11 protein-coding genes and 1 pseudogene are annotated in these 13,912 nt (G+C 62.9%); 9 read left to right on the top strand and 3 right to left on the bottom strand.

Features of this window, described 5'->3' with window-relative positions; all coding sequences use genetic code 11:
- Positions 1–38 precede the first annotated feature (38 nt).
- Entirely contained in the window at positions 39–986 is a 948-nt protein-coding gene (locus VSX77_RS04135; protein WP_338426400.1) for an L-threonylcarbamoyladenylate synthase, read from the top strand.
- Between the two features lie 31 nt (positions 987–1,017).
- Here VSX77_RS04135 and VSX77_RS04130 read toward each other — a convergent pair whose 3' ends face one another.
- On the bottom strand, positions 1,018–1,920 hold the full coding sequence (locus tag VSX77_RS04130) for a DMT family transporter (RefSeq protein WP_338426399.1): 903 nt from the start codon (positions 1,918–1,920) through the stop codon (positions 1,018–1,020).
- Positions 1,921–2,115: 195 nt separating this feature from the next.
- The gene (locus VSX77_RS04125; RefSeq protein WP_338426398.1) at positions 2,116–2,895 is read right to left on the bottom strand and encodes an SDR family NAD(P)-dependent oxidoreductase; all 780 of its coding nucleotides are present in this window, start codon (positions 2,893–2,895) and stop codon (positions 2,116–2,118) included.
- 70 nt (positions 2,896–2,965) lie between these two features.
- On the opposite strand from VSX77_RS04125, the gene VSX77_RS04120 reads away from it, so the two are divergent.
- The gene (locus tag VSX77_RS04120; RefSeq protein WP_338426397.1) at positions 2,966–4,480 is read left to right on the top strand and encodes an acyl-CoA carboxylase subunit beta; all 1,515 of its coding nucleotides are present in this window, start codon (positions 2,966–2,968) and stop codon (positions 4,478–4,480) included.
- A gap of 109 nt (positions 4,481–4,589) precedes the next feature.
- Here VSX77_RS04120 and VSX77_RS04115 read toward each other — a convergent pair whose 3' ends face one another.
- A complete protein-coding gene (locus VSX77_RS04115; RefSeq protein ID WP_338426396.1) occupies positions 4,590–5,495 on the bottom strand; it encodes a LytTR family DNA-binding domain-containing protein in 906 nt (301 codons plus the stop codon).
- A gap of 50 nt (positions 5,496–5,545) precedes the next feature.
- On the opposite strand from VSX77_RS04115, the gene VSX77_RS04110 reads away from it, so the two are divergent.
- The 7 genes and pseudogenes from VSX77_RS04110 to VSX77_RS04080 all read left to right on the top strand — a co-directional run.
- Positions 5,546–6,679, top strand: a complete 1,134-nt coding sequence (locus VSX77_RS04110; protein ID WP_338426395.1) for an acyltransferase family protein — start codon at positions 5,546–5,548, stop codon at positions 6,677–6,679.
- Positions 6,680–6,691: 12 nt separating this feature from the next.
- Positions 6,692–6,892 (top strand): hypothetical protein, encoded by a 201-nt coding sequence (locus VSX77_RS04105; protein ID WP_338426394.1) that lies wholly within the window; start codon positions 6,692–6,694, stop codon positions 6,890–6,892.
- A 75-nt stretch (positions 6,893–6,967) separates the two neighbouring features.
- Positions 6,968–8,074, top strand: a complete 1,107-nt coding sequence (locus VSX77_RS04100; RefSeq protein WP_338426393.1) for a S41 family peptidase — start codon at positions 6,968–6,970, stop codon at positions 8,072–8,074.
- A gap of 316 nt (positions 8,075–8,390) precedes the next feature.
- Positions 8,391–10,574: a type I secretion system permease/ATPase gene (locus VSX77_RS04095; protein ID WP_422397278.1), complete on the top strand. Its 2,184-nt coding sequence runs from the start codon at positions 8,391–8,393 to the stop codon at positions 10,572–10,574.
- Positions 10,571–12,040: an HlyD family type I secretion periplasmic adaptor subunit gene (locus VSX77_RS04090; protein ID WP_422397277.1), complete on the top strand. Its 1,470-nt coding sequence runs from the start codon at positions 10,571–10,573 to the stop codon at positions 12,038–12,040. The genes VSX77_RS04095 and VSX77_RS04090 overlap by 4 nt, the downstream gene beginning before the upstream one ends.
- A gap of 273 nt (positions 12,041–12,313) precedes the next feature.
- Positions 12,314–13,051, top strand: coding sequence for a hypothetical protein (locus VSX77_RS04085; protein ID WP_338426390.1), 738 nt, complete (start codon positions 12,314–12,316; stop codon positions 13,049–13,051).
- A 307-nt stretch (positions 13,052–13,358) separates the two neighbouring features.
- Positions 13,359–13,508 (top strand): annotated as a pseudogene (locus tag VSX77_RS04080) (integrase core domain-containing protein); the annotation flags it as partial.
- Between the last annotated feature and the right edge of the window lie 404 nt (positions 13,509–13,912).

The raw sequence follows: 13,912 nt of genomic DNA, 5'->3' as shown, positions 1-13,912 counted from the left end.
TCTTGATGAATCTCGTTGCGCGGGCGCTATAGCGCGGCATGGCCGATGCCTCAAATCCTACACTTGTTCGCGCGTTCGATAGAAAAGCTATCGCCGAAGCGGCGGCGCTGATCGCGGCGGGGCAGCCGGTCGCGGTGCCGACCGAGACGGTGTACGGGCTTGCGGCCGACGCGCGCGATGCCGCGGCGGTCGCGCGGATCTATGCCGCGAAGGGACGTCCCGATTTCAACCCGCTGATCGTGCATGTGCCGACGCTGGCGGTTGCCGAGACCTTGGGGCAGTTTAGCGCTGCCGAGCGGGCGCTGGCGGCGCGCTTCTGGCCGGGGCCGCTGACGTTGGTCGTGCCGCGGACGGCGGGGTGTCCGGTCGCGAGCATCGCGACCGCGGGGCTCGACACGATTGCGCTGCGTGTGCCGGGGCATCGCGCGATGCAGGCTTTGCTGGCGGCAACCGAAGCCCCGCTCGCGGCGCCGAGCGCCAATGCGAGCGGGGGGGTGAGCCCGACACGCGCCGAGCATGTGCTGGCGACGCTGGAAGGGCGGATTGCGCTGGTGATCGACGATGGGCCCTGCATGGCGGGGGTGGAATCCACGATCGTGCGGGTGAAAGACGGTGCGGTCGAAGTGCTGCGGCCAGGGCCAGTCACTGTCGATATGCTCGGCGCGGCGAGCGGGTTGCCGGTGACAGGCGTCAAGGGATCGGAAATCGTCGCGCCGGGGATGCTCGCAAGCCATTATGCGCCGGGCAAGCCGGTGCGGCTGGGCGCGGCGGACTTTAGGGGCGACGAGTTTGGCATCGGGTTCGGGGCGCTTGCGGGCGATTATCAGCTGAGCGTGGCGGGTGATCTGACCGAGGCGGCGGCGCGGCTGTTCGACGCGCTGCACGCGGGGGCGGCGAGCGCGAAGGAGCGGATTGCGGTTGCTTCAATCCCGGCCGAGGGATTGGGTGCGGCAATCAACGATCGGCTTTTGCGCGCGGCGGTGTGATCTTCTCCCCTCCCGCAAGCGGGAGGGGTAATCAAGCCGCTGCCGGTTCGACCGGGTCGAGCTGCGGGGTCTTTCGCGCGACGATCAGGCAGCCGATGACGATCAGCGCCGCGCCGACGATCGTCGGCCAGGTGACCGCTTCGTCGAAGAACATCCAGCCGAACAGCATCGCCCACAGGAAGCCGGTATATTCGGTGGTCGCCAATATCTGCGCCTCGGCGCGGGCATAGGCCCAACTGAGCAGCAGGAGCGAGGTGACCGCGAGGAAGGCCGCACCGACGATCGGCAATGCCTGATCGCCGCCGGGGACGGCGAGGAACCAGGGGGCGCCCAGCCCGAGGATCAGCGCGACGAAACCATTCTGGAAAAAGGCGATCTCCATCGGCTCGGCCATCTTCGCCTGCCGCCGCGCAAGGATGAGGTTATAGGCGTAGAGCAGCGCCGAGCCGACGACCGCGGCGACCGCCCATAAGGCTTCGGGCGCATAATCGCCGCGGCCGAGCTTGCCCGCGACGATGACCAGCACCCCGCCGAGGCCGAGCAGCGAGGCGAGGATCGAACGCGGGCCGATCTTTTCGCCGAGGAAGATCGCCGCCATGTAGAGCGTCGCAAGCGGCGCGATGAAGGCGATCGCGATCGCTTCGGCCATCGGCAGCCGCGCGAGCGCCCAGAAAAAGCTGACCGCCATCCCCGTAACGAACAGCGACCGGACGGCGTGGATACGCAGCGTTGCGCGGTCGGGCATTGCCGGGCGTGAAGCGAAATAGATGGCGCCGCTGAGGATCGTTCCCGCGCCGGTGCGCCACAGCACGGCATTATAGGCACCGAGTTCGATTGACAGGCCCTTCATCAGCACATCCATCGCCGAAAAGGTCGCGATGCCTGCGCAGGCGACGAGGAAGGGGATGACGGGGGAGGGCGAATCAGGGCGCATGGAGTGAGCTTTATTCTACCTTCTCCCTTTAAGGGAGAAGGATACGCAGCCTTGCCGCGAAGCGGTTAGGCGGAGTTGGATGAGGGGTTCAAACGTCGAGTACGTCGGCGAGGTCGATACCCCTCACCCAGCTTCAGCTAGGCGGCAAGCCACCAAGCTTTCGCAACCCTCTCCCTCAAGGGGAGAGGGGATTTGCTAACGAAACGTCGCCTGCCCGGCGCCATCGATGTTGAGTTTCTGGCCTGAGCAATAAGAATTGGCGTCGCTGACGAACCAGACCACCGCCGCCGCGACGTCGGCGGGGACGGCGACGCGGCCGAAGGGCATTCTGGCGTCGAGATGGTGGATGTCGGCGTTGCCAGTGACCGCGCGCGACAGTTTTTCGCCCATGTCGCTGACGGTGAGCGCGGGGGCGACGATGTTGACGCGGACGCCGTTCTTCAGCTCCTCCTTGGCAAGCGTCAGCGCGAGGGCTTCGCCCGCGGCCTTTGCCATCGTGTAGGGGGCGCCGTTGGGCGAGTTCACATAGGTCGCGATGCTCGAGATGATGATGATGTCGCTGCGTGCGTGGGTGCGCAGTTGCGGCAGCGCGAGGCGGCTGAGGCGGTGCGGCCCCGCGGCGTGGACGGCGAAGAGTTTGTCGACCTCCTCGGGACTGGTGTCGGCGACGGAGAGCCCGCGGCTCGCGATTCCCGCGTTGTTGACGAGGATCGACATGGGACCGAAGTCGGCCTCGACCGCCGCGACCATCGCGGCGCAGGCGGCTTCGTCGGTGACCGACGCCTGATAGGCTTTCGCCTTGCGTCCCAGCGCCTGAATCGCTGCGACGGTTTCCGCGGCGGCTTCGGCGCCGCGCGTGTAGTTGACCGCGACCTCGGCGCCTGCCTCCGCCAATCCCAGCGCAATGCCGCGGCCGATCCCGCGCGAGGCGCCAGTTACGAGCGCAACGCGCCCTGCCAGATTACTGTCGGACATCTGCCTCTCCCATTTTCGTTCTCGCGAATATGGCATGACGTTTCCGTCAACGTAAGATAGCTTTCGCGCCATGAGCTGGGAAAAAGAGATCGACGAGCTGGGTCAACGCCGCGCGATGGCCGAGAAGATGGGCGGCGCGGAAAAGGTCGCGCGGCAGCACAGTCGCGGCAAGATGGACGCGCGGGCGCGCCTCGACGCGATCGTCGATGCGGGCAGCTTTCGCGAGATCGGCAAGATTGCCGGGCGCGGCACTTATGGTCCCGACGGCGAGCTGGAAGACCTCGCCGCGAGCAATTTCATCTTCGGGCGCGCGAATATCGACGGGCGGCCGGTGGTCGCGTCCGCCGACGACTTCACCGTGCGCGGCGGCGCGGCCGATGCGGCGCTGCATCGCAAGTTCGTGCAGTGCGAGGCGATGGCGCATGAATATCGCCTGCCGCTCATTCGCATGATCGACGGCACCGGCGGCGGCGGGTCGGTCAAGACGCTGGAGGATATGGGCTATACCTATATCCCGCACGTTCCCGGCTGGGACGAGATCATCGCGAACCTCGACACGGTGCCGGTGGTGGCGCTCGCGCTGGGGCCGACCGCGGGGCTGGGCGCGGCGCGGGTTGTCGCGAGCCATTACAGCATCATGGTGCACGGCCTGTCGCAATTGTTCGCGGCGGGGCCGGCGGTCGCGGCGGCGATCGGCGATACGCTTGATCGTGAAGAGCTGGGCGGCAGCGACGTGCATACGCGCAACGGGGTCGTCGATGATGAGGTTGCGAGCGAGGCCGAGGCGTTCGCGGCGGCACGGCGCTTTCTGTCCTATCTGCCGTCGTCGATCCATGATCGGGCGCCCCGCACCGAATGCAGCGATCCGGTCGACCGGCGCGAGGAGTCGCTGCTGTCGGTCGTGCCGCGCGAGGCGAAGCAGGTTTATTCGATGCGGCGGATCGCCGACGCGGTGTTCGACAAGGGCAGTTTTTTCGAGATGGGCGCCCGCTGGGGCCGCGCCGTCATAACGGCGTTCGCGCGACTGGACGGCTGGCCGGTCGCGGTGCTCGCGAGCGATCCGTCGTACCTCGGCGGATCATGGGATGCAAAAACGAGCGAGAAGGCCGAGCGTTTCGTCAAGCTGGCCGACCAGTTCCGGCTGCCGATCGTGCATCTGGTCGACAACCCTGGCTTCATGATCGGCGGCGAGGCCGAGCGAACGGGGACGATCCGTTATGGGGTGCAGGCGATGAACGCGATCTACCGCGCGAGCGTGCCGCTGGCTTCGGTCGTGGTGCGGCGCGCCTATGGGATCGCGGGGAGCGCGATGTCGAATGCGGAGCGCTTCCAATATCGTTTCGCCTGGCCGTCGGGCGATTGGGGCAGCTTGCCGATCGAGGGCGGGGTCGAGGTCGCGTATAAGAGCGAGCTCGAGGCGGCCGATGATCCGGCGGCGCATCTGGAGGCGATCCGCGAGCGATTAAACCGGGTGCGGTCGCCGTTCCGCACCGCGGAGAAATTCGGGGTCGAGGATATTATCGACCCGCGCGAGACGCGGCCGCTCCTGTGCGAGTTTGCCGAATTGGCGTGGCGGGTTTTGTAGATTATCCATTATTGTCATCCCGGACTTGATCCGGGATCCATGACCACGGCGCCGCAATGGATCCCGGATCAAGTCCGGGATGACGAAGAGTTGGGAGGCGGAAGGCTTATCACCCCTCCACATTCCCCCGGAACCGGCGGCTGCCGCGCAGTATGTCGCCGCTGGCCAGTTCGACCTCGAAATCGCCGCTCTTGTCGGTAACGACGCGCCGCACCGCGTCGCGCCGGACGAGGCGGCTGCGGTGGATGCGCGCGAAACCGGCGCCCGCAAGCTCGGCCTCGATCGCGGTCAGCGTCGCGCGGTGGAGCAGGCGCTCGCCGCGCCAGGCGATTTCGACATAATTGCCTGCGGCGGCGATATGCTCGATCTCGGCGAGCGGCAGGTGATGCGTGACCGATCCGTCGCCGACCGCAAGGGTTCGCGGCGGCGCTGCGATACCGGCCGCCACAGGCACCGACGCGGCGTAACGCGCCACGAGCCACTGGATCAGGATGACGGTCAGCACCATCTCGACATAGGTCGCAACATCCTTGCGCAGTTCATAGGCGATCGGCGTGCCGTCGGGCGAATCGAACGCATAATGCTCGCCCATCAACTGCCAGGCGAGCATCCGGAACGCGACCATCAGCGCAATATGGGCGAGGGACATCGGAACGATCAGCAGCAGGTGGACGACCGCCGCCCACACCCAGGAAAGGCGCGGCGGACGCAGCGCGCGCACCGCGAACCAGCAAGGGATGAGGACGAGCATCCACGCCGCGAAACTCGTGCCTTCATAAAGCCAGGCATAGATCGGGCGCACCTGATCGCCGAGCGCGCCGCGGTCGGCGATATAGGAATAGACGTTCGAGGTGATACGGATAAGCCCGCGGATCATGAGGGCGCCGAGCAGAAGCCAGGTCAGCGTGCGGGCGCTGAAGCGGTTGGTCCCCGCCGCGCTGCCGTTCGTCCCTGACCCCGCGATTTCCGTCACATCCGCTCCGCTGTTCGTCCCGCCGTCGTCGCCCGGCGTCATGCCTGTCGATTAGCGGCAGCAGCGCGGCTCGGCAAAGGAGATTTGGCGCAATGAAAACGGCACGGCATTATGGCATGGACTGGCTGCGCATCGGCGCCTTCGCGCTGCTCATCCTTTATCACATTGGCATGTTTTTCGTGCCATGGGGATGGCATGTGAAGATTGCCCAGCCGATCGACTGGGTCGAATTCCCGATGCTGGCGACGAACAGCTGGCGGCTGGCGCTGCTGTTCCTCGTGTCGGGCTATGCCAGCGCCGCGCTGTTCGCCAAGCTCGGCGGCAGCGGCGCCTTTGCGCGTTCGCGCAGCGCGCGATTGCTGATCCCGCTGCTGTTCGGCGTCGTCGTCGTCATTCCGCCGCAGCCGTGGGTCGAATTGGTCACGCAGCATGGTTATGCGCAGAGTCTCGGCGCCTTCTGGACCGGCGATTATTTCCGCTTCGGCACGCTCGACGGTATCGTGCTGCCGACTTGGCAGCATCTGTGGTTCGTCGTCTATCTGTGGGTTTACACGATGCTCGCCGCCGCGGTGTTCGCGTGGGTGCCCACGGCGGCGCGCGGCCGGATTGCCGACGCTGCGGCGCGGCTGCTGGACGGGGCGGGGCTGCTCATCGTCCCGCTGCTATGGTGGCTGCTGGTCTTTGCCGCGTTCGACGGTCATGTCGAGACGCACGCGCTCTTCGACGATGGCCCAGCGCATCTTCATTACCTGATGCCCTTCTTCGTCGGCTGGCTGCTTCGCGTCCGGCCGGAGCTGTTTGGCAGCGTGGCGCACTGGTGGCGCGCGGCGCTGGTGGTCGCGCTTGGCGCATTCGGCGTGGTGGCGGCGATCCTGTGGCTTTGGCAACAGGGCATCTATCCGTCCGACTGGGCGCGGCTGCCGTTCGACATCGCGCGGCTGGTGCAGGGCTGGGCGGCGATTGTCGCGCTCGTCGGGATCGCCGACCGCTATGCCAATCGCGACCATCCGCGGCGCGCGATGCTCGCCGAGGCGGTCTTTCCCTTTTACATTATCCACCAGACGATCATCGTCGTCGTTGGCTGGGTTCTGCTCGGCGCCGGGACCGCGGCACTGCCCGCTTTCCTGATCCTGCTCGCGGCGACGGTGACGGGATGCTGGCTTTTCTACGCGATCGGGCGCAGCATCGGTTGGCTGCGGCCGTTGATCGGGCTGCAAAGCCGATAGGGGGGAGAAGCCATGGGAGCGGTAAAGGGCATATTGGCGGTGGTCGGTGTGGCGTTGGTGCTTGTCGGGACGCTGTGGGCATTGCAGGGGCTCGACATCGTGCGCTGGCCCGCGAGCAGCTTCATGCTCGGCGACACGATCTGGACGCGCAACGGCGTCGTCACCGCGGTGGTCGGCATTGTGCTGATCTGGCTCGCGCGGCGAAAAGGGTAATCGACTACAAATGTAGTTGATCCGTATTGCCGATGTGATACGCCTTGTCCGATCGGGGATCGGTTGGAGGTGAGGATGAAACGAAATTCGCTTGCTGTGCCCGCGCTGCTGGCGCTCGCCGGTCTGGCCACGGTGCCGCTGCTCGCGCCGCGCGCTGCGCACGCCGAAGACGAGGTTCGCGCCGAGGACGTCGCCGAAAACTATGCCGCGTTGCTCGAACGCGATTACCTCTATCCCGAAACGGGCGCGCGTTACGCCGCTGCCCTGCGCGCTGCGATCGCCGCAGGCCGCTACAAGGGGCTTGCGGGCGAGGCGCTGGCCGCCGCCATCGATGCCGACATCAACGGCGTGGCGCCCGACGGCCATTTGCGGCTGCGCCTGCCTGAACCCGCGGCGGGCGCCGCGCCCACGCCGGGTGGTGCCGGACCGGTGCGGCGGTCGCCGAAGGTGCCGGTCGAGCAGGCGGGCTGGATCGCGCCGGGGATCGCCTTCGTGCGCTTCAATGTCTTTCCTATGGACCCGGCAGTGACCGCCGAGACGGCGAAATTCATGGCCAATCATGCCGATGCTAGAGCGATCATTTTCGACATCCGCACGCATAATGGCGGCGGGCTCGATCAGATGGACGTCATCTTTCCGTGGCTGTTCGGAAAGGAAACGCGGCTCGTCACAATGGCGACGCGCGCGTCGGTCGATGCCGAAGGCGGATCGCCGATCGCCGGCATCCCCTCGATGCGGATGGTCAAGGGCGATGCAGGCATGGTCGCGCGCGAGCATTGGGCGACGCCGAACGCCGACACGCGGCTGCGCGATGCGAAAGTCTATGTGCTGACATCGGGCGCGAGCGCGTCGGCGGCCGAGCATTTCGCGCTGGCGATGAAGCATACGCGGCGCGGGACATTGGTCGGCGCGCCGACCGCGGGGGCCAATCATTTCGGGCGCGGCGAGGATCTGGGCGGCGGTTATGGCGCGTTCATCCCGGTGGGGCGTACTTACGATCCCGTGACCGGCAAGGATTGGGAGGGCGAGGGGGTGCTGCCCGACATCGCGGTGCCGCCCGCCGAGGCGCTGGAGCGCGTGCTAATTGACCTGGGCGTGGCGCCGGGCGAGGCGAAGACGCTGTCGGATGCGCATATGCCGAAGGGGCCGATGGAGCGGAGGAAGCCGCGTGGCGCGCGATAAGTCTATTCCGTCATCCCGGCCTTCCCGGGCACACCATTGTTATAACTCGCTTGAGGTTTCAATCTGAATCCCCGCCACCTCTGCCGGCAGAGGCAGGATGGGGGTGACGGCCAAGCCGTGGAGCTCAATTGGTAGCGTCTCAATAGCCGCGATCCGTTCAACGCGAAGAGACTGGCAGTCTCGACCTCACCCTGGCTGAGTTATTCCCGCCAATTTGGTTTTAATTTCAATGGATTTTTGAGTTGCGTGCCGTTCCGCGCGACCTAATAGTCGTGCGAACTACAATAAGAAAACTCACGGGAGTTCTCCCCGCCCCATGCACTCAGCGGCCGATATGCCGTCATCCGATGGCCAAAAAGACGATGAGCCCGGCCGAATCGATCGGTCGCTCGCGTCATTTCTTCTGCTCGCAAAGTTTCTCGGCGTGCCTGCCGACGCAGGACAGATCGTCCATGATCGCGGAAGGGGCGACGCGCCGTTCCTGCTCGAAGATCTAGCGCGGATTGCCAAACAGGTCGGTTTGTCGGCGCGCATCCGGCAGGTGCCAGGGCCGGGCTTCGCAAAACTGCCTTTGCCGGCTCTTGCGGAAACGGCCGACACCGAAACGATCATTCTGCTCAAAATCGAGGATGCAAGCCTCAACCCGCGATACCTCGTCCAGCGCGGCGATGCCGAGCGGCCGGAAATATGGAACCATGCCGAGGCGACCGAGCGCCTGACCGGCCGTTTTCTCTTGATGACCAGCCGCGAAAAAATGGTCGGTGACAAGCGACCGTTCGACATCGCCTGGTTCATCCCAGCGCTCGTTCGCTATCGCGGGCCGCTACGCGACGTGCTGATCGCCTCCTTCTTCCTCCAGTTGATGGGGCTGGTATCGCCGATTTTCTTCCAGCTCGTCATCGACAAGGTGCTCGTTCACCAATCGATGACGACGCTCGACGTCCTCGCGTTCGGGCTTGCCACGGTGCTCGTCTTCGAAACTCTGATGTCCGGTCTCCGTAACTGGCTCTTCGCGCACACGACCAATCGCGTCGACAGCGAATTGTCGGCTCGCATGTTCCGGCATCTTCTCAACCTGCCGCTCTCCTATTTCGAAGCGCGACGTGTCGGCGACAGCATCGCACGCGTGCGCGAACTCGAAAGTATCCGAGAGTTTCTGACATCCAATGCGGTGACGGTCGTGATCGATCTCTTCTTCACGATCGTTTTCTTCGCGGTGATGTACTTCTATTCGCCGCTGTTGACGCTGATCGTGCTCCTCTCGATTCCCTGCTACATATTGATCTCGGTGCTGATCTCGCCGAGCCTGCGCAGCAAGCTGGAAGAGAAATTCCAGCGCGGCGCCGAAAATCAGTCTTTCCTTGTCGAAAGTGTGACAGGGATCGGCACGTTGAAAGCCATGGCGGTCGAACCGCAGATGCGCGACCGCTGGGAAAAGCTGTTCGCGGGATATACGAACACCGGCTTCGATGTCGCCAAGCTGGCGAACTGGGGAAGTCACCTGATCCAGCTCGTGTCGAAGCTGACGACCGTGGCAATTCTTTATTTCGGGGCCAAGGCGGTGATTGCAGGCGATCTGACGGTGGGCGCTCTCGTTGCGTTCAACATGCTGTCCGGACGCGTCGCGGCGCCGATCCTGCGACTGTCGCAGCTGTGGCAGGATTTTCAGCAGGTGCGCATTTCGGTCGAGCGGCTCGGCGACGTACTCAACGCGCCGGCCGAACCCGAATATAATCCGAACCGGGCGAGCCTGCCGCCGATCAACGGCGCGATCCGTTTCGACAAGGTACGCTTTCGGTATAGGGCCGACGCGCCCGAGGCGCTGCGCGGGGTCAGTCTCGACGTCGCGGCGGGAGAAATGCTCGGGATTGTCGGCCCTTCGGGTTCGGGCAAATCGACGCTTACCAAGCTTGTGCAGCGCCTTTATGTGCCCGAACAGGGGCGCGTGCTGGTCGACGGGGTCGATCTCGCGCTGGTCGATCCGCCGTGGTTGCGACGGCAGGTCGGGGTCGTGCTCCAGGAGAATATCCTGTTCAATCGAACGGTCCGTGAGAACATCGCGCTTGGCGATCCGACGCGGCCGATGGACGCGGTGATCGAAGCGGCGAAACTCGCGGGTGCGCACGAGTTCATTCTCGAACTCAACCATGGTTATGACACGGTGATCGACGAGCGCGGCGGAAATCTTTCGGGCGGACAGCGCCAGCGGATGGCGATTGCGCGCGCATTGATCAACGATCCGCGCATCCTGATCCTCGACGAGGCGACCTCGGCGCTCGATGCCGAGAGCGAAGAGATTATCCAGCGCAATCTGGCGCGGATCGCAAAAGGCCGCACGGTCATCATCATCGCCCACCGTCTGTCTGCGGTGCGCCAGTGTCACCGCATCATCACCGTCGAGGCGGGCGAAGTCACCGAAATGGGCAGCCATGCCGAATTGCTCCGCGCGGGCGGGCGCTATGCGCAGCTCCACGCCAAACAGATGGGCGGCGGCGCATGAGCTGGCGCGAAAATGTGTCGCAGCGCTTTCCCAATGTAGCTCGGCATATGGCGATCCTGCGCGAAAGCTGGCGGCGACAAAATGACGCCGACCGGCAGGCGCGTCCGCGTAGCGACCATGAGTTCCTGCCCGCCGCGCTCGAAATCATGGTAAAGCCGCCGAGCCCCGGCCTGCGATGGCTGATGCTCTCGCTGTGCGGCTTGATCGTCATTGCTCTGATCTGGTCGATCGTGGGACGCGTCGATGTCGTTGCCACGGCCAGCGGGAAAGTCGTCCCGTCGGGGAACGTCAAGCAAATCCAGCCGATCGAAATCGGCTATGTGCGGGCTATCCATGTCAGGAACGGCCAGCACGTCAAGGCGGGTCAAATCCTGGTTGAACTCGACCCCACCGTAGTCGGCGCGGAAGCCGAACAGGCGAACAAGAGCCTGATGGGCGCCGAGGTCGATGCCGCGCGAAACGCGGCGTTGTTGCGGCACCTTGAAGGGCGGTCGCCGCGCTTTGCCGTGCCCACCGGCACGCCGCCCGACATTGCTTCGACCCAGGCGCAATATGTCCGCTCGGCCATCGCCGAATATGAAGGCGAGCGAGCGAGCCTGATGCAGCAGCGCGCCGAAAAGGCCGCCGAACTGGCAGGCGTCGAAGCCGAGATAGCGAAACTCAAGCAAACCCTGCCGATTGTCGAGCAGCAGCTCGCGGCCCGCCGAGAGCTCGCGGACAAGGGTTATTTCTCGAAGATCCGCCTGCTCGAATATGAGCAGCTCAAGATCGAGCATGTCCAGAACATCACGGTGCAGCAAGCGAATGCCGCTCGTGCCCGCGCGACGATCGCCAGTATCGACGCGCAGCTCGCGCGGCTGCGAGGGAGTTTTGGCAAGTCCGCGGCGACCGAACTTGTCGAGAATCAGGAACGAGCGGGCTTGGCCCGGGAGGAGGTCAGAAAGTCCCAGAGAAGGCAGGCCTATCTTCAGTTGCGTGCGCCGGTATCGGGGACGATCCAGCAGCTCGCGATCTCGACTGTCGGCGGAGTTGTGCAGCCAGCGCAGACGCTGATGATCATCGTGCCCGACAACGCTGCTCCAGTGGTCGAAGCCCGCATTCAGAACAAGGACATCGGGTTCATCCGCGAAGGGCAGCCGGTACGCGTCAAGCTCGAAGCATATCCCTTCACCGATTATGGCATCGTGCCGGGCGTCGTCGAAAGCATCAGCCGTGATGCGGTCGACACTAGCGAGCCAGGTACCGCGGAGGAACGTGACCGCAACGGTCGCGTCGTTCAGCCGGGGCTCTTCTATACGACGCGCATCCGTTTGCTGAAGCGTACCATCCGTGTCGCCGGGCGCGACCAGCCGATCGGGCCAGGACTTGCAGTACAAGCCGAGATAAAGACCGGCGACCGGCGGATCATTCAGTATCTACTTTCTCCGATTGCCCAATCGGTCGACGAGGCGATGCGCGAGCGTTGAGATCGCGAAGGTTGGTCGGTCGCATCCACTTGATACTGCCCCGATCTGGGGCAAGAAAATTGAAAGAGCCACCCATTCTCCCCAGCCATTGTATGGAAACGCCAAAAAGCGCCAATCTGGGCATGATTACATCTAGAGATCATTAAAGAATTGGGTGATCTGTCAGTCACTCAAAGGAGAGGTCGTGGATATGACGCTTCGAGTCTCAAGCTATAGGCGCAAGTTGTTTTTGGCGGCATCGTTTTGAGAGCGCGGCGCGCTCGGAGCGAGAAGATGAATTGGCGCTTTTGGCGCGCATTCGTCCCCCGGTCTCTTCTTTTTGCGATAGCATTGACCGTTCTCAGCGCCTGCGGAGTTGTCGAAACAGGCCCCAACTACCGTTACCGCCTGACCATCGAGATCGAAACGCCGCAGGGTCTTCGAACGGGGTCAAGCGTGATCGCTGTGAAATGTGGGATAGTTCGACTCTCTGCCATGGGTGGATCAGGATGTCATGCGCGTGGTGAGGCCGTCACGGTGGACATGCCGGATGGGCAGACCTTGTTTGCGCTTTTGCGGGGCAAGGATGATCCGGATTTGGCTAACTACTTAGCGTCCAGCCCTGTTATGCCGCGCTCAGCTAAGGCAGATTCTCATGATCGAGACGAGCAATGGCGAAGACGTGCCGAGTTTCTCGCTCAGCCTCGGCAAATTCCGCGGACAGTAAAGGGCGGCCCAAGCGGCAGAGAATCTGTCGATAACTACCCGATGATGATCCTTTTCGAAGACAATAAAGACCCGGCGGGCGTGAAGATTGTTGAACCTGATCGACTTGAATTGGGGTTTGGGTATCCGGCCAGCATAAATAGTATCACGGTTCAATTAACAGAGGCACCTGTCACAAGAAGACTGCATAATAAAATTAGCTGGATAAACGGCAGCATGATTAAAGATCAGTCGTATTGGCAGAAACTTCCATACGAAAGTAGGATAGCGATTTCAGGCCTTCAGCGGGGCATGAAGGGAATTTAAATATGCAGTCAGATGTTTTGATGTCATTACTCGCTATGGACTCTTACAATCGAGGATACGATCCTGGAGTAAATGGGCTTGGCGGGATAAATTCGCGCATTGGCCATGTCCGTGTCGGGGAGGACGCTATTTCCCTTTTGCCTGCTGGTTTAGCGGAATCTCAGGGATTTTATGCGATCAGTTATCAAACGCTGGGCGTCTCTGGATTTGATTATGGCCAACAGGTCATAAGTTTTCGTGGAACTATCCCAATTAATATTGGTCGATGGACTGCCCGCGATGACTGGTCCGGTGCGTCACCGGCTGGTGGCGCGATCATTACAATCGCCTCCGGCCGCACAGCAGCCTCGGATATCGACCACCAGCTCCGGAAACGATCAAGATGCCAGCCTGGCCGCTCGGCTCCGCCGCGCTCCGCCTCCCGCCCAGGCTGGCATCGGAGGCGATCTTCAACTAACTATGCAACCGGACCAGTCATCGCGCGCAGTGCAGTATGCTATAAAGTTCATCTTCGAGAGAAGGTCGGACTATGTGATTATTCGTATAATTGACCGTATATAGCGAATTTTCTACTATTTCTTGCCACTTCTGACGAAATAACGCATTTTCCGTCATTGCTGATGCCAAAATTTGCAACGTTTTCGATGCGCTATTAGAACTTTTTCCATTACCCCATGTTTGTGGAAAAAAAGCCTTCAAAAATTATCCGAGATCTCGGTTAATATTATAATTACCAGAGATCTGAAGAGAGGCTACGGCGGTTCGGCTCTAAAAATATCAGTTGCATGTTCGCAGAGCTGTGACATTTTAGGCTGCTCAAGGGCAAGGAGTCTTAGCTGATTCCATATGTTAAATGCCAAG

The organism is Sphingopyxis sp. TUF1 (genome assembly GCF_036687315.1).
GTDB lineage: Bacteria > Pseudomonadota > Alphaproteobacteria > Sphingomonadales > Sphingomonadaceae > Sphingopyxis > Sphingopyxis kveilinensis.
This window is presented reverse-complemented; position numbering and strand designations above follow the sequence as displayed.